Origin of the sequence: Chitinophaga polysaccharea (assembly GCF_902150045.1) — a bacterium.
Taxonomy (GTDB): domain Bacteria; phylum Bacteroidota; class Bacteroidia; order Chitinophagales; family Chitinophagaceae; genus Chitinophaga; species Chitinophaga polysaccharea_A.
In genome coordinates, this window is record NZ_CABFVU010000001.1 from 380461 (window position 1) to 406958 (window position 26498).

Genomic DNA, 26498 nt, shown 5'->3' on the forward strand with positions numbered 1-26498 from the left:
ATAATAACCACTCAGATGATTTATTATATATCAGCACAACCAGATGAGCTATATTTTAAATGGCAACTAGAAGTTCAGCTATTTAATTTTCACCAGCATAAAATTCCAGCGGAGAATATACATGTACTTATATCCTATAACAGTTATAAAGGAATAAGTCCCATATTCAAACAGTTTGCCATTGATCATCAAAATAAAGCCCAGTTCTTTTTTTATGAAGATACAAGAGTAGACAGGAACTATATTCCGTCAATGAGGCCGCATATTATAAAGAAACATTTTGGGGCTTGTCCTTTTCTTAATGACGCCAATATATTTTACCACGATTCAGATATTATCTTCCGTAAATTACCGGACTGGAAAGAATTATGCGATGGTAATACATGGTATGTTTCAGATACATCTAGCTATCTGTCAGTGGAATATATTAAAGGAATTGGGGATATTGTTTTCCAGGAAATGTGCGAGGTGCTGAATATGAATAGGGGCCTTATTTCAAGTAATAGTAAGAAAGCCGGTGGCGCCCAATATGTATTGAAGCGGGTGAATTATCAGTTTTGGAATAAAGTGGAAAGTGACTGTGAAAAACTGTTTAAGCACCTGATAGATAACAAGGAAAGGTATGAAGACATTTATTGTCATAATATAGGTATAGACAAATCATCATACCGTCCTATACAGGATTGGTGCGCAGATATGTGGGCGATTTTGTGGAATGGATTACATTTCGGCTTTAATGTGGAGATAAGCGGGGAACTTGATTTTTGCTGGCCAACTGACCCACTTGAAAGATGGAACGAAACCAAAATACTTCACAACTCAGGTGTAACAGAATCAATGAGCGATACCTATTTCTATAAGGGAGGATTTTATAATACAACACCATATGATGTGCCTTTGACACATGTTACATCTGAAAAATGCACTATTAAATATGTGGAAGCAATCAGAGCATACCAGGATTCCGAAAAATACGATTTGACAGATGTTACGTTTTTGATGCTCGCCCGCATTGACTCTCCGGACAGAACGGAAAATATCTCTATTACCACCAACTTTTTACATAAACATTTTAAGACCAATATTCTTTTATTGGAAGCAGACACAATATCAGCACTGGCTGATCTGCCACTGCCGCCAAATGTGAAGAAGTTATTCATTTACGATGACGACATCTACCTCCATCGGGCGAAACATCATAACTATATGATCCATAAAGCTGATACAGGAATTATAGCCATCTATGATGTGGATGTTATTATTAATCCTCCACAAGTGGTGGAAGCTGTTAACAGCATCAGAATTGGGCAGTGCAGTATTGCATATCCTTACGATGGCAGGGTAGTATCGATCTGGGACGCCGATTTAAAGAAAAGATTCCATTCAAAGCTGGATGCACGGATGTTTAAGCCATCTGTTTCGGCTGATACATCAAAAGCGTATGGAGGTGCAGTATTCATTGACAGAAGCATATTTATAAAATGTGGAATGGAAAACGAAATGATATATAAATGGGGACCGGACGATATAGAACGGGCTAAAAGAATGGAGATTTTAGGCTATAGTAACCACAGAGTGGAAGGACCGCTGTATCATCTGTTTCATCGAAGAGTTCATAATTCATCTTACACATCCAGTGATGATTATGAGGCATTGATGAAAGAATATATACGTATTTGTAAGATGTCTACAGAGGAGCTGAGCAAGGAAGTTGGCAACTGGACATGGACCCAGATGTAGGCATAAGATCTCGTCGAAAAAAAAACGTCATGACTAACGAAATATTGAGAAAAATTGCAGATACCCTTATTGAAAGAAAAGCGGCTACTGCAGAATTGAGTATATCCAGAGGTTTAGCTGGTATGTCATTATTCCTTTTTCAATATAGTAAATTGCTAAAGGATGAATATTATTATAATGAAGCTTTTGAAATATTAGATAATATACATACACGTTTATCTGACCCCAGCAAGAAAATGCAGGATGAACAACTGCCGGATATTGGCTGGTTGTTTCTTCTTTTACTTAAAGAAGATCTCATTGATATTGATGCGGACGAGGTACTTCAAAGCATTGATACCGCCATGTATAATAAATGTGTTTACTCTTCTTTTAAACAATTAGGGGATGGATATTTACTAAAAATAGCGTTATATTTTCATTCGAGACATTTACAGGTAAAAAGTAATCATCATAAAGTTAAAATAGAGGAGGCGCTTATACATATAATAGATGATATAAGACATCTATACACACCCGCAATAAAGAGAAGAGTGTTTGATGTTTGGGAGAAAACCGATATATCATCAATTGTAGAGTTACATCACCTGATTGGAACAATCAATTGTATTTGTATTGTATTATCGAAAATATATCAACTCGAGATAGGTCGGCAGTTTATTAGTAATGTCTTATTCGAATTATACGCAGATTTGGAAATACTTGTGCTGCAGAATCAACACTTTCATATCAAAGCCCATGATGATTATTATATTTATAACTCATTGGCCGAAACAATGCTTGGCATCTTGAGTATTGGGCCTATAATAAAATCTGTGCTTTCAAGTGAGTATATTTCCCTTTTGAAGTATAGAGAAGGTAGTGGCATTTACTCCATGAAACCGACCTACTTTATCGGTAACCTGGTGAGCATGATATCTTGTCTGCGACAATGTAATCATAAAGATATCTTCACGAATGAAATACAGAGGCTAGTATTAACGCTCTTTAAGTCAATTCAACAAAATAAACCTGGGAGCCTGAATGCTAAGGAGGGATTGCCTAATTTGGGATTGCGGGAAGGGTTATCGGGAGCAAGTATGATGTTCCTGTTGGATGGTCAGGAACCAACATTTTATATGGAAGAGTTGCTAGTTTTTTTGAAAAATTAGCTTGCCTTATAAACCCCAAAACACTTGAAGATAATACATTATATTTACGATTGACAGGTGAAAAAGCATTAAAAAGCGTGTGAAAAGCACATTCTAACATAGGTTTTAAAAATTACGACACCCAATTGACACTTAAAGTCTATAACATATTGATAGCCAGACTTGGTTGGATTATAGTTCTGGGCACGAGAGAGGACAAGCTTAGGTTTGTCCTCTTTTTATTTTGGGGGAGATCCGCGTGCGACACGTATATCAACTTCTATTGCCCAGAATCTGGATCAAGTTGAAAAGTTGGGATGTTTTTTTAACCACTTTTCATGCATAAGGCGTTCTACACTATCTGCAAGGCTACCATAGATAATCTGGTCTTTTTCAATATCGCGTAAAAGATAGGTAACGCGGTTGTCTGCCGCCCAATAAGCACGGTGCTCTGGCAGGCATATTGCTCCATCTTCATTATGGCATAGTACCTCTTTGATCTTTACAGGCTTGTAGTTTTTTTCAATCCTGTAAATTTCAAGCTTTAGTTTAGGATCTGCCTCGTTCTGCGACCGTAATTGCGTATAAAAACTTTCAATACGTTCTTGCTCTTGTTTTAAGAATGCTATATGCGGCTCGATTACGGACATTAAATCAGTCGCACCAATGCATTTCAAAACATTGTTGAAGAGCTCATCAACACGTACGTCACCGATGTAATCGAACAGATCACTATTATCTGAGTCTAAGTCCGTTTCATATCGCGCATGTCGCGCATTAAACCGTAACATTTCACCCGGGTCCACCAGCTTGTCATGCTCAGTCAGTAAATACTTCCCATTGTTTTCAAAAAGCGTCACCTTGTTTCCTCTGATAGAACGCTCACGCACTGCAATTAATAAGTCTTCAGCAATTTTTCGAACCTGGGCGCGGGATACTATGCTCGGGTCATAATACGTAGATATTGTCTGTGGTACAGCAAAAATGTGCAATTGGTAATGATCGGCCCCGTTGCCGCTGTAGTTGTTTGGGTAATCATTGTAATAGTAAATAACTTGCGTTAATCCTTCCATGTTTTATGACTTTATTAGATTAATTACAACTTCCTTTTGCCGTTTAACGAATCGGTTATTAAAGCAGCTTCTTCTTATTGTAGTTTTTTTTGAACAACTCTCCTCTGGGTTAGGGTATTACGTTAACATTAAAGAATTAAGCTATTCTCCATTTAGAAATAATTTCAGATAACTCAAATGCACAAATCTGAATAGTTTCTTCATATCACAAAGAGGACTTCAATCTTATCTTTCATCCTGTATCGAAATTTACTTACGTTAATTCTATCACTATATAATACCGAACATACAGATACAAAATAACAAATTCAGAAGATAGTCTGTCTCCCTATCTCAATTTTCGCTGTTGGTAGAATATAAATGGTTGAACAACCCGGTAAACCTTTCCAAATTAACCTTTTGTTGAATTCGATAAGTTAATCCGATGTTAAACCGCATTAACTGTTTAATAATCAATATTCATTGAAGCTAAAGAAAAGATGGAAAGGCAAGTAATGGTCTTTCATATGCAGAGCATGAGAAAGCCGTAAACGTAGCGGCTTTCATGCACTCTCCTTATTTTAGCAGCTAAAAACAACCCTACGGCTTCAGCAACTTAAACGCATGATCCCACCTGTTATGCAAAAAAACAGGTATGCACCAAAATATACAAAGCGGCTCTATAGCCCGGGCCGCCGAAGCTCCGCCCATATCTTCCGTTTCCCATCCAAAACTTGTCAGTATATCCGTTACCATTGTTTTGGCCGCAGCATCATTGCCACAAATAAACATGGTAAGCGTTCCACCGGTTAGCTGTGGTTTATACATCACTGCGCTACCTACGCTGTTAAAAGCCTTTACTATGCTGGCATCCGGAATGAGCTTCTGGATTTTTTCCATCAGGGAATTGTTCAGATCCGTAAAAAATTGCAGCACCCCGGTTTCAGGTGGCGGGCCGGCAATAGGGTTGGTGGTATCAATCACTACTTTACCTGCAAAGTTGGCAACACCGGCCTGTTGCACTGCCGATTCCGCTACACCACCCGCCACACAAAGGATCAGTAGCTCCACCAAACCGGGCGGTAACATCAAACGTTCCGGTTTCTCCTTTTGGATTTTCACTTTTCCATTTCTTCACGGTATCTTTTTCGGGGTCGCGGGTATCCAGCATTACATCGTGTCCTTCTGTTAAAAATGCGGTTCCCAGCGTTTAGCCTACATCACCGGAACCTATAACACCGATTTCATGGTTAAACTGTTTTTGAGGAATTTTAATAATAGAGGAATGCCGGTCTGTTGTGTAAAAGAAAGATACAAATTTAGGATGATAACTAAATACCGTACTTGCTAACTTTACGCATTCCTTCCCTCCTTCACAAGCAGAAATTTAGTACCTTAACGGATGGCAACGGCAATGCCACCGTAAACCGGCACGTTATGAAGCGATTGTCTCTGATCTGTTCCCTGCTGATCTGTATGTTAACCTGTGCGCCAGCTGTTTTTGCCGGTGATACAGCTTCTTATTATATCCAGCAACTTGATAACCGAAACGGCCTCTCCAACAGCGCAGTGAATTCCCTGTTCCTGGATTCAGATAAGCTACTGTGGGCTGCTACCTGGGATGGGCTGAATATGTACGATGGCACCGCCTTTCATGTTTTTAATTACAGTAAAGACAACCCGCTGCACAGCATCGGTAACAATGTAGTGCTGCAGGTAACGGAAGACGGCCAGCGGCGTATCTGGCTCAGCACTATTGAAGGGGTATCCCGGTACGATAAACAAAGCGGGAAATTCCATAACTACTTTTATGGCCGGCAACAACGCAGCCGCATCAGCGAACAGGAATACCGGCTGATTGCCGATACCGCCGGACAGCTTTATTGCCTGAGCCGCCAGGAAGGGCTTACCCGCTACAACGCCGCTGCCGATTCCTTTGTGGTATGCCCCCTCCCTGCCGGTAATAACCGCATCAGCAAAGCAGTATTCGACAGCGCCAACCACCTGTGGGTGCTTCGTGGCGATGGCAGCCTGGAAATATATGCGGACTGGCAGGCGCAATGGCCGTTACTACAGCGCTATACCAATGTACAGGCCCTGTTCTCTGTTAACGGCAGGATCTTTTTCACCACTACCGCACATGAGCTGATGGCCGTATCCGGAGGTACACACCAGGCACAACTGCAGGCCCTGCTTCCGCATGCCGTAAACGCCATGACCATCTACAATCAGCACTACCTGCTGGCCTGGGTCACACAAGGCTTTGGCGAGTATGATGCGCAGTTCCGGCCCACACAGCTGTTGCCCGAAGCCACACGGCAGCTGCAGGACATGAAGATCATATCATGGGCTGCCGGTAACGAACAGGAGTTGTGGTGCGGAACAGATGGCAACGGTATCATCAAAATATACCCGCAAACAAGATACTTTGGCACCGTAAACAGGAATACCGGCGGCGCTGCTTTTAATAAACCTATACGCGCCTTCTGCGCCAATGGCAACGATCTTTGGGTGGGCACCAAAGGTAGCGGTATCATCTGTTTCCCAGGTTTCACCAGGCAACCGGCTCCTGCACATCAGCAATTATTTTCGGCAGAACTGGACGATAATTCCGTTTTTGCGCTTTGCCGTGGTATGGATAGTATCATCTTTATAGGTACCGATGGCAAAGGTCTTGCTCTTTATGACCAGCTGCATAAACGCTTCATCAACTGGGCACAGGTAAAAGGCAGCAATAAATTGCCGGTGTTCGGCTCTGTATATGCCATACTACCGGATACCGACAGCTCGCTATGGCTGGGCACCAGCGGGTACGGACTGGTACATCTGCGGATTCAGCGGCAAGGCGGCGCCATGGCCGTAACGGCATTTCATCAGTATACTTTCAACGGCAGCGACAGCGGTCCTGCTAACGATATCATCTATTCACTGGCTCCCGGTCCCGCTAACTCCCTATGGATAGGCTGCCGTTACGGTGGGCTTAACCTGTTCAACAAAACGCAGCAAAAGTTCCAGGTGTTTAAGGCCTTCAGCTATGAAGGCGCCTTATCACATAATGATGTGCTGGCATTATACCGCGATGCAAAGCAGCGGTTATGGATAGGTACCAGTTACGGGTTGAACTGTATTGCGGAAGCAGATATCGGCAAGCCGCGGCCGGGATTTGCACGCTATAATACCGGCAACGGACTGCCCAATAATACCATTCATGCCATTACGCAGGACAACGATGGACTGATCTGGGTAAGTACCAATAAAGGACTGGCACGTATCAATCCCGCTACCGCTGAAATATCACATTTCCAGGAGGCCGATGGATTACAAAGCAATGAGTTCAGTGATGGGGCAGTTTGGAAAGATCCGGCAGGACGGCTTTACTTCGGCGGCGTATATGGCTTCAATTATTTTATACCGGCTAATATACAGGAACGCCACGTGTATCCTAACCTGCTGGTATCAGGATTGCAGCTGGCGGGCAAAACAAATGAGAACGGCCTGGAAGTACTGCAACCGGGAGAATATAACGCCGCCGCCTATACGCTGGCAAGACGGGATAACTTCTTTGAACTACAGGGTAAAGCCGTCAGTTTTCTTCATGCAGAAAAATGCGAATACGCCTGGTTGCTGGAAGGCTATGATAAAACCTGGCAGTACACCGGCGGCAATGGCCGGATCGCTTATAGCAACGTACCCCCGGGCCGCTATGTGCTGAAAGTGAAATGGAGTAACGGAGAAGGCGTATGGACCCCGCCCAGCGTACTGTTTACCCTTACCGTTCAACAGTACTTCTGGCTTACCTGGCCCGCATTCCTGTTGTACCTGTTGCTGCTGGGCAGCGCGGGCACTGCTTTCTGGCTGTACCGGAAAAATAAACTGAGTATGAAGCATCAGCTGGAAATGGAGCACATGCTGCGTAAAAAAGAAGAAGAAGTACATGAAGAGCAACTCCGCTTTTTTACCAACATCGCCCACGAACTGCAAACACCGCTGACGCTGATCGTTGGCGCAGCAGAACGCAGCCGCGAACAACCGGGCGACACCTATCACCAGGCCCTGGTACATCAGCATGCTTCCAGGCTTACCTACCTGGTACAGCAGTTGCTCGAATTCCGCAGGGCTGAAGCCGGCTTCCTGAAAAACTATTATTCTACGCTTAATATCTCCGCGCTGCTGGGAAATATTGCAGCCTTGTTTAAACCTATGTGCCAGCAAAAAGCCTTACGCTTTGAAGCCAATATTGCACCGGCAATGATTGCGGCCATGGATAAAGATAAGCTGGAAAAGATCCTGTTTAACCTGCTGAGCAATGCCTGTAAATATACCAACCGGGAAGAAACGATCCTGCTACACGCCAAACAAACGGATAACTGCCTGGACATCTATGTGTATAATTCCGGTAGCCATATACCGGCGGAGCAGCTGGATAACCTGTTTACCCGTTTTTTCAGTACCGGTACCGCCACACATGGAAAATTCGGAACAGGCATAGGGCTGGCCTTCACCCAGCAAATGGTGCACCTGCTCAATGGCAGCATCCGTGCCGTGAATGAAAATAACGGCGTAGCTTTTTACGTACAGCTCCCGCTTTCAGAAACGGGCAACACTTACCTGCAGCAACAGGAGGCGCCTGCCAATCCTGTTCCTTCCTACCTGTTGCAATCCATTACTGCCGACCTGTTACCGCAAACAACGCCGGTTATTGATCCCAATAAATTATCCAGGATCCGGAGCGTACAGGAGGCGGGTAAAAAAAGTATTTTGTTGGTGGAAGATGAATACGCCATCCGCCAGCTGTTAAAAGACCTGCTGGCCGGTCAGTATATCATATATGAAGCTGCTAATGGCAACGAAGCGCTGGAGCTGATCCGGCAAACATTGCCCGACCTGATCATCAGCGATATCATGATGCCCGATATGAACGGCCTGGAGCTTTGCGACAAAGTAAAGAATGCCACCGGTACCTGTCATATTCCTTTTATTATCCTGTCGGCCCGCGGTACCATCGATCAGCAAACAGAAGGCTATGAAGCAGGCGCAGATGCCTATCTCCCAAAACCCTTCTATGCAGATCACCTGCAGGTAAGGGTACGTAAGCTGCTGGAATACCGCCAACGCCTGCACGAAATTTTCAAAAGGGATCATCCTTTGGGGCAGCTGGAAGAAACCGGTATGCCGGATACCGATAAACAGTTCCTGCAGGAACTGGTACAGGTGATAGAAGACCGGATGGATGAGGAAGGACTGAATGCCGAAGCATTGGAAAAACATATGCTCCTCAGTAAAATGCAGTTATACCGGAAACTGAAAACACTCACCAATATGACACCAGCAGAATTTATCCGTTATATCCGGTTAAAACAAGCTGCCCGGCTCCTGGTGAAAACCCAGCTTACCGTAGCCGAAATTTTCTATAAAACAGGGTTTAATAACCAGTCCTATTTTTTCCGTGAGTTTAAAAAGATGTATCACTGCTCCCCTAATGAATACCGCGAACAACAAACCATGGTATAGTTGGGCTTACATGACAAGTAAACAATCAATCAGCTGATTATCAATAAATATCGCTCATAAATCTTCGCAATTGTACAGTCATTTGTAACTATAGTACAGTCGCTTTCCGCCCCTTACTCCTAACTTTAGTTCATCCAGATCAATCAGAAAATTATCCGGCGTATGAAAAAAACAGGAGATGCACAGCCTGTAAATTCCATTCAAATCCAACGTTAAAAACATTTTTAAAACCGGTTCTTCCAGGGGGATGGAACCATTAAATTCTTACGAATGAAAAACTGGACACAATTAATGTCAGCTGTGATACTGCTGCTGCTTGGCGGGGCAACCTATGCCCAGGTTAAAGTAAGCGGCCGTATAAGCGATGAACAGGGCAGCGCCCTCCCCGGCGTTACCGTGATACAGCCCAATACCAAAAACGGCGCTGTTTCCGGCGTGGATGGCAACTACACCATTACCATCAGCGGCAGCGGTCCTGCTACACTGCAATTTTCCTTTATGGGATTTCTTACCAAAACAGTTCAGTATCCCGGCAGCGGCGTCCTGGATGTGACCCTGCAAAAAGATGAAGTGGCTTTGAAAGATGTGGTGGTAATAGGCTATGGTACCCAACGTCGAAGCCAGGTTACCGGCGCCATCTCCTCTATAGATGGAAAAAACCTGGCTAAAACACAGGCAGTAGATCTCAGTACCGCCCTGCAGGGACAGGCCTCCGGTGTTTCCGTGACCTCTCCTACCGGCGCTCCCGGTACGGAAGCGGTAGTACGCATCAGGGGTATCGGGTCTCTCAGCCAAAGCAGCAACCCGCTCTATATTATTGACGGGGTGCCTATGAACAGCGGGCTGAACACCATTTCACCCAACGATATTGCCTCTATTGAAGTACTGAAAGATGCAGCAGCGGCCGCCATTTATGGCTCACGTGCCGCCAACGGTGTGATACTGGTGACCACCAAAACAGGGCAGGCCGGCAAAAACGAGATCAATCTCGATATTGCCTATGGCATTGCCAACGCCAGCGGGTTGCCTGATATGCTCAGCACCAGCCAGTTTATAGAGTTGCAGAACGAGGCTTTTGCCAACGACGGTTCTGCCACCCGCAACCAGGATGATCCATCCAAACTGCCTAACACCAACTGGCTGAACGCCGTTTTCCGGCAGGCGCTTACCCAGCGTTATAACCTGGCTTTCTCTGGCGGCTCGGATAAAACCCGCTATTACCTGGCGGGCAACGTGGTAAACCAGGACGGTACTATTATAAACTCCAATTTCAAACGGTACGGGCTCCGCTCTAACGTGAGCAGCGAAGTAAAAAGCTGGCTGCGGGTGGGTGAAAACATGAACCTTACCTACGACCGCACCCAGGAAATAGGCGCCTCCGGCGATGGCGCACGGCCTGGCAGCCTGCCGGGGGTAGTACGCTATGCGCTGATCAGGCCTAATGCAATTCCGCTCTACGATGATAAGACCGGTTTTTATACCGACCTCCCACCGGCGGGTCTCTATAAAAATGCATTACTGTATGGTGATGGAAAAAACCCACTGGCCATTGCCGATTACCGCACCCGCACCATGAGCAAATACCGCCTGCTGGGAAATGTGTTTGCGGAAGCCCGCTTTCTGAACGATTTTAAACTGCGCACGGATCTGGGCACCGATTTCTATATTGCAGAACAACAGCAATACAGCGGTCAGATACCCGGCGACCGTACGCTGATGCAGGATAAGGACAAAGGGCTGGATAAATTCCGTAACCGGTATACTACCTATAACTGGACCAATGTGCTCAGTTATAATCACCTGTTCAATGAAAAACATAATGTGGGTGTAACGCTGGGTTCTGAATATATTTCTTCCAAGGTAGATTACCTCGCAGCATCCCGCAATGGGTACGATAACCGCGCCGATGCCACCGGCAGTTTGCGTTACCTTGATTATGGTTCCGGTCAGCAGTTTAACAGCGGTAACCTCGAAGAATGGGCGCTGATGTCTTACTTTGGCAGGGTTACCTACGCATATGACAACAAATATATGGTCAATGTCAACATGCGGGCAGATGCCTCTTCCCGCTTTGGCGCCGACAACCGCTGGGGTTACTTTCCCTCTTTCTCCGCCGGCTGGAACATTGCCCATGAAAATTTCATGAAAGATGTGACCTGGCTGAATGACCTTAAAATCCGCGGAGGCTGGGGCCAGCTGGGCAACCAGGACATCGGCCTTTATCCATTTGCCACCATTTACTCTACCACCAATAATATTCTGCAGGTGATCAGCCGTGGCAATCCTGATGTGAAATGGGAAACCACTACACAATCGAACATTGGCGTGGATGCAGGTTTCCTGAAAGGCGCGCTCACCCTCAGTGTAGACTACTTCAACAAGCAATCTTCCGATATCCTCATACAGCTACCCTCTTCCTATACCAACGGCGATGCAACTCCGCCTTATGTAAACGGCGCTAAAATGAGTAATAAAGGACTGGAAATTACTGCTGCCTATAAACAAACCCTGCAGAAAGATCTTTCTTTTAATATAACCGCCAACGTTACTACCCTGCGTAATAAAGTGGTGTCGTTATACAAAGGCCGTGAACAGATCTTTTCTGCCGGTTCCGGTCGCGTGATCCTGCGGGAGGGCCAGCCTATCAGCTCTTTCTATGGTTACAAAACAAATGGCTTATTCCAGAACGACCAGGAAGTGGCGCAGTATACAAACAGCAAAGGTGAACTGTATCAGCCCAATGCCAAACCCGGCGATATCCGTTTTGTAGATTATAATAACGATGGGAAAATTGATGATGCAGACCGTACTATTATCGGTAACCCCAATCCCAAGCTGTTGTATAGCCTGAATGCCGGCGTGAATTACAAACAGTTTGACCTCACACTGTTCTTTAACGGCGTACAGGGCAACCAGATCTATAATGAAGTGGATAACATCATCAGCAGTTTCGACGGACGAGGATTTAACAATAAAGAAGATTTCTATAAAGAACGCTGGCATGGAGAAGGCACCAGCAATAAAACGCCCAGGGCCACCTTCCTTGACCCCAACAACAACCGTCGCACTTCCGACCGCTATGTGGAAAACGGCAGCTATCTGCGGCTTAAGAACGTGATGCTGGGCTACACGCTGTCGCCTTCCCTGTTGCAACGCATCGGCTTTACCAATGCGCGTATTTATGTGAGCGCACAAAACCTGTTCACCATTACAAAATACGGCGGCATGGACCCTGAGTTGTATACCAACGAGAACCTCGCCAACTATGCGGATATGGCGGTGGGTATTGACATGGGTACTTACCCGCCTTCCCGCACTTATACTTTTGGTTTGCAGTTCGGTTTCTAGGAATGCCATTTATTAAAATCAACACACCATGAAAAAATTAATTGTTATTATATCAATTGCCGTTAGCATTGCAGGCTGTACCAAGCAGCTGGAAAAATTCCCCCAGGGAAAACTGACAGGAGGCAATGTTTTTACAGAAGCCAATGATTTTGTGATGGCCACTGATGCCGCTTATCTGCCTCTCACCAACCGTTTCCGGGGCGACTGGGGCTGGGATGAAGGCAGCAGTATACCGCGCGACTGGGTAATAGGCGACCTGATGAGCGATGATGCTGTGAAAGGTGGCGGTAGCCTGGGCGACCAGGAAGATATGCGGCGTATGCAGACCTTTAGCATCTTCCCGGAAAATAATAATGTGCTGGGCATCTGGCGTTTTAACTATAAAGGAGTGGATGCCTGTAACACATTGCTGGCACAGGATGGAGCCGGCGTGCCAGGGCTTGATCCGGCATTGCTGAAACGGATGAAAGGCGAAGCATACTTTCTGCGTGCTTTTTATTATTTCCGGCTGGTGCTCAACTTTGGCGATATTCCTTTGCTGATACCTGAAAAAAAGATGATGGATAATTCCGTGCGCACCCCGGTAGCACAGGTATATGAACAGATAGAAAGCGATCTTACGCAGGCACTCAGCATGTTACCTGCTACCTATGATGCCGATAACTATCAACGGGCTACCACCGGCGCTGCGCATGCCCTGCTGGCTAAAACCTACCTGTACCGGCAGCGCTGGCAGGATTGCCTGAACCAGGTGGCGGAAGTGGAAAAAGGTAATTACCAGTTGCTGGATCATTATGAAGATAATTTTAACGGCGTTGGAGAAAAGGCAGGTGAGATCATCTTTGCAGCCCGTCATGATGCCGGTAAAACACCTTCCCAGGGATCTGTGCTCAATGCCGTGTTTGCGCCACAGGGCAAAGGCTGGGGCTTTGAAATTCCTACCAAAGACCTCGTGGACGCCTTTGAAACGGGCGATCCCCGCAGGGCTGCTACGCTTTTCCAGGCAGGCGATAAATACCTTGATGGCAGCAACTACGACCCTGCCTGGTCGCCCGTAACCGGTTTTAATGTACGCAAGTTTATGAGCAATGTAAACCCCATCGATGATGGCGGTGTTGACTTTGCGTATATCCGTTTGGGTGATGTGATACTGTGGAAAGCCGAATGCCACGCCAACCTGGGCGCATTAGCCGAAGCACGCACCGACCTGGAAAGGATACGGGCACGGGCACGCAAGTACGCAGTTAACCCTGCTGTTAATCTGCCGCCTGTTACCACCGATAATAAAGCAGCGCTGCTTTCCGCCATTCAACATGAAAGACGCGTGGAACTTGCGATGGAAGGTCATCGTTATTATGACCTGGTGAGATGGAACCTGGCGCAGACCATACTGGCCAAAGCCCCGGATGCTGATCCGCTGAAAGGGTACAGGGATTATGGCAACGGCTGGCAATCTTTTAACAAGCTGCTGCCCATCCCGCAAAGGGAAGCAGACCTGCTGAAACTTAATCAAAACACCGGCTATTAGCCAGCTTTATTAAAACGGAAACCTGTTTGCTGCCAGCAGGCGAATTTTCTTTCGTTCGTCTGCCGGCACCAACAAATAACTCAAGCGCATTACATATGAACCAAGTTACCGCTAACCGCTTTACCGAAAATCCATTGCTAAAACCGGCAGACGTACGGCCCAGCAGGCCCGGGCTTGAAGTAGCCTGTTTGCTGAACCCGGGCGTTTTTGAATACGACAATAAAATATGGCTGATCATCCGCGTAGCAGAACGGCCAAAGCAACAACATCATCTTATTTCATTTCCTGTATTGCAAAATGGAGGAATAGAAATTATTGAGATCTTAAAAGATGATCCGCACCTGGATGCTACCGATCCGCGGATACTGCGTTATAAAGGCGACGATTACCTCACCACGCTTTCTCATTTGCGGTTGTTTTGCAGCGAAGACGGGATTCATTTCCACGAGCCGGAAGGCTATCCCCAGCTGCATGGGGAAGGACCGCTGGAATCCTTTGGCGTGGAAGATTGCCGGGTAACAAAAATAGAAGACACTTACTATCTCACCTTCACTGCAGTATCTTCAAATGGTGTGGGAGTAGGCATGCGCACCACGCGCGACTGGAAAACTTTTTCAGATCAATGCATGATCATACCACCGCATAATAAAGACTGTGCATTATTTGATGAAAAGATAAATGGCCTTTACTATGCCCTGCACCGGCCCAGCAGCGTGGATCTTGGCGGCAACTACATCTGGCTGGCACAGTCGCCCGATGGAGTGCATTGGGGCAAACACCGGTGCCTCATCAGAACCCGCCCGGGTTACTGGGACAGCAAACGTGTTGGCGCCGGCGCCTCCCCTATCAAAACAACCGAAGGATGGCTGGAAATTTACCACGGCGCCAATGAAAAACACCAGTACGGACTAGGCGCTATGCTGCTGGACCTTAATGATCCCTCCATAGTACTGGCACGCAGCGACGACCCTATTATGATCCCCGAAGCGCCTTACGAGCTTACCGGCTTTTTCGGGCAGGTGGTTTTTACCAACGGGCATATTGTAAGAGGCGATGAGCTCACCATTTATTATGGCGCTGCCGACGAAGTAGTATGCGCCGCCAGGTTTTCTATCGGGGAAATACTTTCATCCTTAAAAAGGTAACAACTTATGCTCAGGAACCTTTCTGCAGAAATAAAACATTTCAACCAGCAGCCACACGACTTCCGTATACTGGTGCTCACCAATATGATCTATGCGCTGGTGCTGCCAGTGATCGACATCTTTGTGGCGGCCTATGTGATGCGTAACTCCAACGACCCTACGAAAGTGGTGATCTACCAGCTCACTATCTATACCGGTATTCCACTTACTTTTTTATTAAATGGTTTTTTGCTGAACCGCTTCAACATTAAAACATTGTATGCTACCGGTATGCTGCTGAGCGGCGTATCCATGATCGTGATGATGTCGCTCAAAACACTGGACCTCACCGGCATCGGGATTGCAGGTATCATTATGGGCATGTCGTTTGGTTTTTACTGGGCCAACCGCGACTACCTGGCGTTATCTATCACCAACGATCAGAACCGCAATTATTACTATGGTCTTGAAACGTTTTTCTATACCATCATTGCCGTAGTAGTACCTATCTGTATCGGCTGGTTTATAGAATCGGGTGGGGATATTAATGTAAACAACGCTTACCGCATCATTACCGGGCTGGTGTTTGTGATCACCATCCTTGCCTCCGTAGTATGTTTCAGGGGACATTTCCGTAACCCGGATGAGAAAACATTCCTGTACCTGCGCTTCCACCCCTACTGGCGTAAATTGCTGATGCTGGCCTCTTTGAAAGGATTGGCGCAAGGCTATCTCGTAACGGCCCCCGCTATGCTGATCATGTTGCTACTGGGAAAAGAAGGCGCGTTGGGCACCGCCCAATCAGTGGGCGCCATCATCGCCGCTGTGCTGATGTATATTATTGGCAGGGCTGCAAAACCGGAGCACCGGATCACCATTTTTGCAGGAGGACTTATTTGTTTTACGCTGGCCGCTATTTTCAACGGCGCTTTTTACAACGCGACAGGTGTAGTGATCTTTATGCTGTTCCTTTTGCTGGCAAAACCGCTGCTCGACATGGCTTATTTTCCTATTCAGTTCAGCGTGATTGATATTCTTTCCAAAAAAGAAAAACGTAACGTGTACGCCTATATCCTCAATCATGAAGTAGGCTTGTATGCCGGGCGCTTCCTGGGCGCCGGCACCTTTATTTTCCTGGCTTACTATTTTTCCACCGAAGTGGCGCTGCGTTATGCCATCATCATCATCGCCGTACTGCAACTGCTTTCCATTGCAGTAGGTAAAAGTATTATCAAAGAAGGGAAAGCGCTGATAAAAGAAACTACTGAAAAAACCACTGCGGTGGTATAAATTGTATACAGCATGGTAAAATTAACAACAACTGGGATCGCTCTCTGCTTCCTCTGGATGGCCTGCAAAACACCCACGCCTTCACCGGTAGTGCAGCAACACCTACCCCGCCTGGACTCCATGGCCGATGTGCCGCAGCCGCTACAGATCATAGACTGGTATGCCCTGGCCCGGCAGTTCGACAGCACCGCTTACAACTTCAATACCACCGGGCCGCATTGGCCGCTGGTTTGGTGGGACAGCAGCCGGCATAATTTTGATCAGCCGGTAGTAGGGCTTTATACTGCCATGGATGATCAACGGCAGGGGCCATCACATCACAAAGGGATCTTCCATGAAGCACTTGCCACCATGGGCGCCACACTGGGCGCTACCCTGGTAGGCATCGACAAAAGCGGGCAACAGGGTCTTAACTATGTAGCCATGCTGAAAAATTATTTCAACCGCGAAACCGGATGGGATATTATGATGAACAATACCTGCCCCGAGGTAGCGCAACTTGGCGGTGGCTACGGTCGCGATTGGTGGTACGATGTATATCCCAATGTACTTTTTTATGGTATCTACGATCATTATCCCAATACGCCGGGCTTTGATTCGCTGGCCCGTCGCATTGCAGAAAAATTCTGTGCGGCAGACTCTGTGCTGAACGGCAACTATGATCATTCATTTTTTGACTATGCACAACTACAGCCAAAAGATAACTGGATCTGCAAACAGCAGGACGTCGCTGCAGGCCATGCCTACGTATTATATGCCGCCTACAAAAAGTTTGGTGATCCACGCTACTTGCAGCACGCCATAAAAGCCCTGCAAACGCTGGAACAGCAGCCGCACAATACCAACTATGAAGTGCTGATGCCCTTTGGAGCTTATATGGCAGCACGACTGAATGCCGAACAGGGCAAACAATTTAATGTGCAGAAATTTATGGAATGGACATTTAACGGAGACCCTGAATGCCGTAAGGGCTGGGGAGTGCTTGCAGGCAACTGGAATGGCATCGACATATCAGGTATCGTGGGGAGCACAACAGACAGGGGCGGATACGGTTTTCTCATGAATACTTTTGATGCCGCATGGCCGCTTGTAGCCATGGTACGCTATGATCCCTCCTATGCCGCCGCCGTTGGCAAATGGATGCTGAATGCCGGCAACGCAGCCCGTTTCTTCTATACCCAGTACATGCCTGATGATCATGAAACCATCCCTGAAAAGGCAGCCATTACCAAAGGCGTGATCGGCTATGAAGGCATTATCCATACTTCCTCCTATCCTGAATATGCGCATCTCAAAGCTCCCGTAGCTCAGGGCGACGGACCGCAATGGGCTAAGGGAAACCCTGATGTATCACAATTCAGCGTGTATGGTAGCGGGCATGCAGGGATCTTCGGCAGTATTATCCGCACCACTTCAGTCCCGGGTATATTACAACTGAATTTGCTGGCTACAGATTTTTTCCGGGACAAAGCTTATCCATCCTATCTCTATTATAATCCTTATCCCGAAGAAAAAAAGGCAACGGTAAATGTAGGTGATCAACCGGTGGATATCTATAATACTATTACCCGGCAGTTTATTGCCCGCAAAGTGAAACAGGGCTACGACCTGGTGTTACCGGGGCGTAGCCCTGCAGTACTGGTGTTTACACCGCCCGGCGGCAAAGTAAGTAAAACGGGCAACCGGCTGATGGTAAATGAAGTAACAGTCAGTTTTTAGCTATTAACTTTTAGAAAAGGCTTATAGGCAGATCGCTTATAAGCCTTTTCTTTTGGGCCAGGTAGCTTCTTTAACAAACGGATGTTATACAAAACGTTTTACCTGGAAAAAATCAAATCCCAAGCCCCCTTTCCTGACTTCCACCTCCACACTGCTCACCGTTTCGGGGAATATATGCCTGTCCAGCACTATCTTCTTCACATAACCACAGCTTTCCACTTTCACCCAGTAAGTTTTACCATTGCGGTTCCGGGAATATCCCCGCTCCACCACCGGTAATATTTCTGTTGAAGCAGATTTTCCTGCCAGCAGGTAATTGGCGCCCATCAACAGGGACGCCGGTATCCAGGAGATCAGCAGCAACATACATCCCGTATGTAAAATATCATCCGTTATACCATCGAACAAACGGGTAAGCCATCCCCGGAACCTATTGGCAACCCACCACGCCGCCGGTATACCAATAAATAACAGCAGGGACAAGGGTAAGATAAGCGGTATAAAAGTGATGCCATAAAAAAGCCATGGGACAGCATGCAGTAAAATGCAGGTAAGACATACCACTACCATACATGCTCCTTTCAGTATTTTGAACCAGTTCACGCTCGTTCCTTTTCTTGTGGGCATTGGGATCTGTTATTACATTATTTAACTAATTTACAAATAAACGAACGTATGTAAAACCGGTTATATCAATTACACTATTACACCCGGCAACTTTGTCGTTTTTTTCCAAACGACTCCTCTCCCATTCTTATATCTTTACAAAAAAAACAATAGCTATGGCAAGCAAGTTAAAACATGAGCAGGTACAGTATATTGAATTCCTGTCGAAAGATATCAGCCGCGCCAAAAAGTTTTATACGAAGAGCTTCGGCTGGAAGTTTACTGATTACGGTCCTGATTATACAGCGTTTGAGGGCGATTATGTAGATGGCGGGTTCACCATCGGTAAACCTGTAAAAGGTACTGTTTTAGTGATCCTTTATTCAAAGGATATCGAAGCTACCCAGCAAAAGGTTGTTGCTGCAGGAGGCACTATACTAAAAGATATCTTTAGCTTCCCCGGTGGCAAACGGTTCCACTTCACAGATCCGGACGGGTATGAGCTGGCGGTATGGTCGCTATAGGAAACATAAAAGCCGCTTCCATACCGGAGCGGCTTTGTTTTTTTATCAAACAAAAAGTTTACCTGCTATCTAGTGCACGCATAAACGCAATCACTTCTTTTATTTCAACCGGTGTGAGCTGTAGCTTTTCTGCACTTAAGCTCTGGTTATGCACCGGCAAGCCATTCCCTGCCCCGCCGCCTTCATTGTAGAAGTCCATTACTTCTTCCAGGGTAGCAAAGGCCCCATTGTGCATATAGGGCGCTGTTGTTGAGGTATTGCGAACGGTAACTGTTTTAAAGGCATGATCAAACCCCGACAAACGGCTGCTGTCAAAATAATTAAAGCTCATGAGCGTGTTGAAAAGCCCCCTGTCCGCATCAATATTCTTACTGCCTTGTTTTTCGGGAACGCCGAGTATCTCCGCATCCTGTGTAATGAATTTAGGTGGCAGCACCCCGCTGAACAGCGGTATAAAATGACAGGCGCCACAGCCGGCCTTGCCCATAAATAAATTAAACCCTTTTACCTCTGCGGCCGACATAGCAGTATCCATACCAGCCATGTAATCATCGAAGCGGCTGTTTAACCGTACAAGACTTCTTACATACGCTGCCAGCGCTTCTGTTACAGCTGCGGAATCCGGTTGTGGCCTGCCTGGAAATGCAGCAGCAAACAGTTGTTTATACCTGCCGGAACGGGTAATATCCTGCATGGCCGAATGAATGCGGCCACCCATTTCCTTTGGGTTATGTATCACATCGTTCACCTGCTGCTCCAGGGTTTCTGCACGCTGATCGTAGAATTGCTGCGGCTGCAATGCCGTATTAAGCAGGGAAGGCACATTCCTGCTGATCAAACCTGTGCCGCTGATATCACTGTGCTTCGCCAGGTTTTCTGCGAATGCTGTTTGCGGATGATGGCAGGAAGCGCAGCTGATCTTTCCATTACCAGAAAAAGCAGTTTCTGTAAATAGCGCTTTGCCCAGCGCTGCTTTGGCTATCTTATTTTCCTGGTCAAGGAAAGGTGAATAGGCATCTGCATTAAATGCGTCTTTGTCGAACAGGGTAAAAACATCCTGTCGCAGTAAGCGGTTGTAACGATATCCCTGGAAATCCAGCTGCCTGCGTAGTTGCTCTATAGCGGCAGATAGCGGATTGGCATAACGGCGGATATAAAGCGCCCGGTCGAAGTGATTAAAATCCCTGTTCGCCAGCAGGAAAGCGATGTTCCCGCTAAGCAGCTCCTGCATGGTGTTATTGTTGCCCGCATAAGGAGCCAGCGCCTGCTGCAACGCCTGCAGGGCCACTGCGCATTCCTCCATGCTGTTCCTGCTGAGCGGATTATCGTACCCGGTGATGCCCAGTGTTTCAATGCGGAATACTTCCAGTTTTGCAGCATCCAGGATCTGCCAGCCGGCAACAGGAATACCGGAAAAATAGGATTTGAATACCTGTAATTTATCCAGGATATTTTCCGTTTGTCCAAGCAACATATTGCGGGAGGTACTGTCGAATGCAGGAAAGATATGTTCTTCCATTACCTGCAGCCCTGCGGGATGTAAGATCATATAACCAGGCAGCTCCGCTTCTGCTTTGGGTGCGCCGTTTATAAATCTCGCGGTGGACCAGGCGAAGTATTCTGCGGCCCATTCTATCCGCTTATAATACTTCCTGGCCGCCAGGAAGGCGGGTTGCAGGTCTTTTTCCGGACCGGTTCTGATAACAGGCTGCAGGGAATCCCTGATATAAAAAGAAAAGGCGTCAATATCGCGGCAAAGCATTCCCGCTATTTCCTTTGCGGGATCGTTGGTTCTGACCGCGAAAGAAGATAGCAGCTGTATCGTCCCCTCCATCAACACCAAAACTATTGCTATCCGGGAATGCTTCACCTGGTAAAATCAGTTGTTAAAATTAAAAGCGCCCTGCAGTGGGTTCGCATTGCCATCCCTGCTGTTGAGCGGTTTCAGGCCCCAGCGTTTCTCTATAAACGAGAGGATGCTCACGGTTTCATACTGTGTTTGGTCCACGTAACCTTTTTTGGCAAAAGGAGAAATGATAATAGCCGGAATACGGCTGCCCGGTCCCCATTTATCGATCACCGGCGGCGCCACATGATCCCAGAAGCCTCCGTTTTCATCATAGGTAAGTATGATCACCGCATCTTTCCAGTTAGGACTGTTGCGCACGGCATTGATCAGCTTTAAAGCGTGCGTTTCTCCTGCTATAACACTGGAATAGCCGGGGTGCTCGTTCTGAACGCCCAGTGGCTTTACAAAAGAAACAGCCGGCAGCGTTCCTTCCTTTGCGGCTTGCAGGAAATCCTCTTCATCTTTGAGATGTTCTTTTTTTGCGGAGGTACCGTCTGCAAATGTTTTATAGTAGATAAAGGGCTGATGATGGTACTGGAAGAATTCATCAGGCTTGCCTGCTATAGCATCGTTCCAGCCGCCGGAATACCAGGCCCAGGAAATATTTTTTTCGCTGAGACGATCGCCGATAGTGGGATTTGTTTGGTTGGGAACAAGATTCTCTTTTTTTGTACCGGCCGGGTATGGCTGGTTTACGGAGTAAATAGTGTTCACCGCGTAACCATCAGGAGTTAAAAGCCCATCTTTTTTCATCTTACCATCAGGTTCCAATACTGCCCTGATATCCTCCGGGGCATCAGGAAAATAAGGCGTCGCCGCTGCTATCAGCCACTGATGATTGAGGAAGGAGCTGCCAAAAGCACTGTGGAAGAAATGATCGCAAAGGGTAAATTCTTTTGCAACAGGGTATAAAGGCAGCAGCGAAGTTTTATAGTAACCCATGGCAAGACCCGCTGTGCTGTTATGTGCTGCAAAAAGATTCATCTTACCATTATTGATCTGGCTGCGCTCCTGGTAATACCGGTGCGTAACATCAGGCGTTTCTTTATCGGCAGGAACATACTGGTCTATATTAAAATAGCCGTTGGGAATATTGGTAGGAAACTCGCTGGAACGGGGAATTGCCGGGAGATATTTATACGGCTGACCGTTGCGGTCCAGCTGCAGCACCGCTTCCTTTGATGCGTTGGCCAGGCCCTCTGCACCTTCAAACTGCCCGTACAGGTTATCAAAACTGTGGTTCTCCATATAGATCACTACTAGATGGTTCACTTTTCCCATACCTTCCAGCCCGGGCACCTTCACGGTTTTACCCTGCTCAGCGCGGCGACTGCCGGCACAGCCTGCAAGAAGGGCTGCTACGACAACTGCACAAAATTTAGATTTTCTGTTCACCATTGTTATAACTGTTATCCGGTAAAAATACTGCCTGGATTTTTATTTTTCGAATGATATTGGTGCTATTATCAAAAATACGTCGCCCGCGATTTATAGTCGATCTTATTGAATCCGTGACATCTCCATCTCGTGCCCATTCTGAAAGAGGGTCAGTTGATTGTAAACGGCTCCATTCTCCTTTTTAAATTTTATGGTGGCATCTATTACCGTATAGAAGAAGGTATCGGCTGAAGACGGGTATATGTTGGCAGTTATCTGCTCCATATATTTCGCATATAACCGGTTCCCCCGGACACTGATCTCCATTTTTACCGACGGATTATTTTTTACCTGGTAGATTCCTGCAAAAGGCTGAAGTTGAGCTGCGGTAACAATCATGCCTCTCTTCAAAGGAGGAACTTCAGGCAGATCGTAATGCTGCTCCTGGTCCAGGATCTGGCTAACCGGCACCATCAAGGCATTGGGAGATACATTATTTTCTATATTCTGCAGCACAATTACGGTCAGGTGTCGCTTTGTGTAACGGGTGATAAGACTTGTATACCCTGAGAATCCACCGCTATGCCATACAAAGGTATTTTCGCTGGTATCGGCTGAAAGTATCCAGCCGAAACCGTAGGGCATCGATTCGCTGAATCCGGCATATGAGCTGTCTTTAAGCCGCTGAGGCGTAAATGCTTCCTCCAGGGTGGCTGACGATACAAGTTGTTCTGTATACAGTGCCTGATCCCATTTCAACAGGTCTTTTACTGTACTGCATATTCCATAGGCGCCATCTACACCGCCCAAATAGAAAATATACCGGTGAGCCATCATGCATTCAGGAGCAACAAATTTATTGTCTCCTGCATCCCATGCATAGCCTGCTGCATAATTACTAAGCGGACCTTTCCCAATGTATTTTGAATATACCAGCGTATTGGTCATACCAATTTTCTTAAAGATATTTTCCTTCATATAATCGGAGAAAGACATGCCTGATACTTTTGCTACAATAGCTGCCAACAATACATAATTAGTATTGGAATAAGAAAATGCTGTTCCGGGACTAAAACTGGTAGCAGGAATGTTCCCCGGTAGCCTTTCTATTAGATCTTCACTGGTATGAACTTCACCTGTATCTATCTGGTTAACAGTCCATCCCAAAAAATCCCGTATCCCGGAGGTATGATGTAATAAATCCCTGATTGTAACTTCGTGATAAGGAAGTGAGGGGAAGTATTTTCCGATACTGTCGCTATACTGCAGTTTACCTTGTTCCTTGAGTTGCATGATGGCCATTGCAGTGAACTGCTTGGCAACAGAAGCTATTTCAAAACGCGTATCCAGGTCCAACAGGGTTTTCTTATCAAGGTCTGCATAGCCAAATGCACCTTGAAAAACAGATTTGCCAGCATCCGCTACAAGCACACAACCATTAAACTGATGTTTTGCATACAGGGTGTCAAACAACTGTTGTAATTGCAGCGATCTGTTCTGGCCATTTGTAAAAAAAGCGGCAAGTATTAATAAGGCAAGTAAAGGGCTTTCTTTCATATTTTCTCTGGGCTGACAATATTAAATATCTGAAAATAATATGAAAATGGTGCGGGTAAATTTAAAAACAACAGAAGGCTTTATTAGTTAACAATGGCCTTTCCCCGGTAAAACAGGCCTGGGGGCGTTCAGTTATCCAAACTAACCATTCCACTTCTTCAACTCCCCGATAGTAAGTTCCATATCGGCAAGCCGGTATCCCAGGTTGGATAAAATATAATCCTGTTCCGTTGGAAATCTCTCTAAAACTTTTTTATACGCAGGCAGCAACTGCTGATCCTTTACGCCTGACAGCGCCTGCAAAGCGGCATGTATTACATGATTGGCGGGATCACCTAAACCATTGATAAAAACATCCAGGTAGTGTTCCCTGTTTTCCAATTTACCTAAAGTATAAAAAGCGGTTACACGGATCTGTTCATTTTCATGGGTTGTAGCAGGGATCATCAAATGTGCGTAATCAGCTTTCATTTCTACCAGCAGGTAAGTACAAAACCTGAATGTTTCATCATCATTGATACCTGGTAAGCTCCGGGAAATAACTTCCAGCCATTCATTGCTTTTGCCTTTTGCATACCACCAGATAAACTGTACAACCGCCAGCAGGTCCACCGTGCTGTAAGCTAACAGGTGCGGCTTTGCAAGCGGATAACTGAATTTGGTTAGCACCTGCAGCCATTCCCGTTTATATTCTGCTTCGGCATGCAGGTATTCTTTCTCCAATAATGTTTCCATCCCCGGATCAATATGCCGCTTCACCAGGATACCACGGATACACTGATGTTTGGTGAGCTGATCTGTGGCTGCATGGTATTTATTTAAAAGTGCGGTTACGCTCCCGCCCATGGTATAGCCAAACCAGGACGGGCCATCAATTGGCAGTTCTTCCGAGATAATTTCATCCAGCCATCGTTCATACCAGTCCAGGAAGTTATCTTCAAAAGTGAATTGAGGCAACTGCCTGTCCATATCCACGTTTACTACCTTCCCGGCGTGTTCCCCGTTGAGTACCAGGCCATGCAGATAAGTGCATCCCTGCGACCCGATGGGCAGAATGCCCGCGTAAATATTTCCCATCGCAGCGTCATATGCTTCATCGGTGATATCGTCTTCCTCCGCATCCCTTGTAAGATCCTGCCAGGAATCAGCCGTTATACCGGGATAGATCTTCACCGGCCCGCTCAGGTATTTTTCAGGATCAGTTGTGAGCTCGTCCACGTACACGCCCAGCGGGTAGATACCATAGAACGGCCCGGCGCCCGAACCTGCATGCGATTCGCCCCCGTTACCCAATTGCAGCAGGAATGTTTTGTAACTTACCGGTAACGAAATATTATACCTGGTTTCAAAATCCGAGATCGCTTCTTCTGTCAGTGGTTTGTGCAGGATGTATTTATGGGAGCTGGCGCCGAATACTTTCAATTCCTTGTCCTTTTGTTTTGCCGCAGCTAACTTGGTCCTGATCCGCTCTACCTGTTCATCAAACTGGTGCATGGGTTAATTTTAAGTGCGCCTTAAAATTAATTTTTTTCTATGAGAAACCACTTAAGCTCTCTCCCGCTGGTAAGTAAGCACTACTACTCCTTTATCCAGTACTTCCGTGTTGGACAGCTTTAATCCACCGGGTAATTTTCCTTCTTTGAAAAAGCGTTTGCCCTTGCCTGTGATCACCGGGTGAACAAAGAATTTATACTCATCTACCAGGTCGGCCTGTATGAGGGCATCCACAAGCGTAGCGCTTCCTTCTACCTGGATTTCATTGCCGGGCTGTTGTTTCAGCCTGGTGATCTCTTCAATGATATTATTTTTGATGATGGTAGTATTTTCCCAACCGGCGTTTTCCAGTGTAGTTGATACTACATATTTCGCCACGCTGTTCAGCTTTGCAGCAATACCCATTTCGTTATTCTTCATCTGCGACCAGTAAGGCGCCAGCATTTCATACGTTTTGCGGCCAAAGAGGATGGCGCCGCATGCATGAATACCGTCACTGATCAGTTGCTGCCGGGCGGGACTATCATATGGCATAAACCATTCTGCCATTGTTTCTGCATCAAAGATACCATCGAGGGTGATCCATTCTGAAATGACTAACTTTCTCATGTTATTTTGTTTTTGTTGATGATGGTGATTGTTTACAGGT

17 protein-coding genes are annotated in these 26498 nt (G+C 46.3%); 9 read left to right on the top strand and 8 right to left on the bottom strand.

Translation table 11 applies throughout. The features are described from left to right. Positions 1–15 precede the first annotated feature (15 nt). Together FN124_RS01590 and FN124_RS01595 are read left to right on the top strand one after the other, a co-directional pair. Positions 16–1740 (top strand): galactosyltransferase-related protein, encoded by a 1725-nt coding sequence (locus tag FN124_RS01590; RefSeq protein ID WP_142683048.1) that lies wholly within the window; start codon positions 16–18, stop codon positions 1738–1740. A gap of 29 nt (positions 1741–1769) precedes the next feature. Next, complete coding sequence (locus FN124_RS01595) at positions 1770–2891, top strand: hypothetical protein (RefSeq protein ID WP_142683049.1); 1122 nt, start codon at positions 1770–1772, stop codon at positions 2889–2891. A 278-nt stretch (positions 2892–3169) separates the two neighbouring features. Here FN124_RS01595 and FN124_RS01600 read toward each other — a convergent pair whose 3' ends face one another. Continuing rightward, the gene (locus tag FN124_RS01600) at positions 3170–3943 is read right to left on the bottom strand and encodes a hypothetical protein (protein ID WP_142683050.1); all 774 of its coding nucleotides are present in this window, start codon (positions 3941–3943) and stop codon (positions 3170–3172) included. Between the two features lie 579 nt (positions 3944–4522). Then, a complete protein-coding gene (locus FN124_RS01605) occupies positions 4523–5044 on the bottom strand; it encodes an NADPH-dependent F420 reductase (protein WP_260607297.1) in 522 nt (173 codons plus the stop codon). A 315-nt stretch (positions 5045–5359) separates the two neighbouring features. On the opposite strand from FN124_RS01605, the gene FN124_RS01610 reads away from it, so the two are divergent. The 6 genes from FN124_RS01610 to FN124_RS01635 all read left to right on the top strand — a co-directional run bounded on the left by FN124_RS01610 (position 5360) and on the right by FN124_RS01635 (position 18442). Further along, entirely contained in the window at positions 5360–9433 is a 4074-nt protein-coding gene (locus tag FN124_RS01610) for a hybrid sensor histidine kinase/response regulator (protein WP_142683051.1), read from the top strand. A 270-nt stretch (positions 9434–9703) separates the two neighbouring features. After that, a complete protein-coding gene (locus tag FN124_RS01615) occupies positions 9704–12781 on the top strand; it encodes a SusC/RagA family TonB-linked outer membrane protein (protein WP_142683052.1) in 3078 nt (1025 codons plus the stop codon). Between the two features lie 28 nt (positions 12782–12809). Beyond that, the gene (locus tag FN124_RS01620) at positions 12810–14309 is read left to right on the top strand and encodes a RagB/SusD family nutrient uptake outer membrane protein (protein ID WP_142683053.1); all 1500 of its coding nucleotides are present in this window, start codon (positions 12810–12812) and stop codon (positions 14307–14309) included. Positions 14310–14404: 95 nt separating this feature from the next. Further along, a complete protein-coding gene (locus tag FN124_RS01625) occupies positions 14405–15454 on the top strand; it encodes a glycoside hydrolase family 130 protein (RefSeq protein WP_142683054.1) in 1050 nt (349 codons plus the stop codon). A gap of 6 nt (positions 15455–15460) precedes the next feature. Next, positions 15461–16723: an MFS transporter gene (locus FN124_RS01630; RefSeq protein ID WP_142683055.1), complete on the top strand. Its 1263-nt coding sequence runs from the start codon at positions 15461–15463 to the stop codon at positions 16721–16723. Between the two features lie 12 nt (positions 16724–16735). Continuing rightward, positions 16736–18442, top strand: a complete 1707-nt coding sequence (locus FN124_RS01635) for a hypothetical protein (protein ID WP_221887708.1) — start codon at positions 16736–16738, stop codon at positions 18440–18442. 84 nt (positions 18443–18526) lie between these two features. Here FN124_RS01635 and FN124_RS01640 read toward each other — a convergent pair whose 3' ends face one another. Continuing rightward, positions 18527–19069, bottom strand: a complete 543-nt coding sequence (locus tag FN124_RS01640; protein ID WP_142683056.1) for a hypothetical protein — start codon at positions 19067–19069, stop codon at positions 18527–18529. Between the two features lie 155 nt (positions 19070–19224). On the opposite strand from FN124_RS01640, the gene FN124_RS01645 reads away from it, so the two are divergent. Further along, a complete protein-coding gene (locus tag FN124_RS01645; protein ID WP_142683057.1) occupies positions 19225–19572 on the top strand; it encodes a VOC family protein in 348 nt (115 codons plus the stop codon). A 58-nt stretch (positions 19573–19630) separates the two neighbouring features. Here FN124_RS01645 and FN124_RS01650 read toward each other — a convergent pair whose 3' ends face one another. From FN124_RS01650 to FN124_RS01670, 5 genes are all read right to left on the bottom strand, one after another. Continuing rightward, positions 19631–21406: a cytochrome-c peroxidase gene (locus tag FN124_RS01650; RefSeq protein WP_142683058.1), complete on the bottom strand. Its 1776-nt coding sequence runs from the start codon at positions 21404–21406 to the stop codon at positions 19631–19633. Positions 21407–21451: 45 nt separating this feature from the next. After that, entirely contained in the window at positions 21452–22819 is a 1368-nt protein-coding gene (locus tag FN124_RS01655; RefSeq protein WP_142683059.1) for an alkaline phosphatase family protein, read from the bottom strand. A gap of 102 nt (positions 22820–22921) precedes the next feature. Continuing rightward, positions 22922–24355 (bottom strand): serine hydrolase domain-containing protein, encoded by a 1434-nt coding sequence (locus tag FN124_RS01660; protein WP_142683060.1) that lies wholly within the window; start codon positions 24353–24355, stop codon positions 22922–22924. Between the two features lie 141 nt (positions 24356–24496). Beyond that, a complete protein-coding gene (locus FN124_RS01665) occupies positions 24497–25849 on the bottom strand; it encodes an SMI1/KNR4 family protein (protein WP_142683061.1) in 1353 nt (450 codons plus the stop codon). Positions 25850–25900: 51 nt separating this feature from the next. After that, entirely contained in the window at positions 25901–26458 is a 558-nt protein-coding gene (locus FN124_RS01670; RefSeq protein WP_142683062.1) for a dihydrofolate reductase family protein, read from the bottom strand. Positions 26459–26498 lie beyond the last annotated feature (40 nt).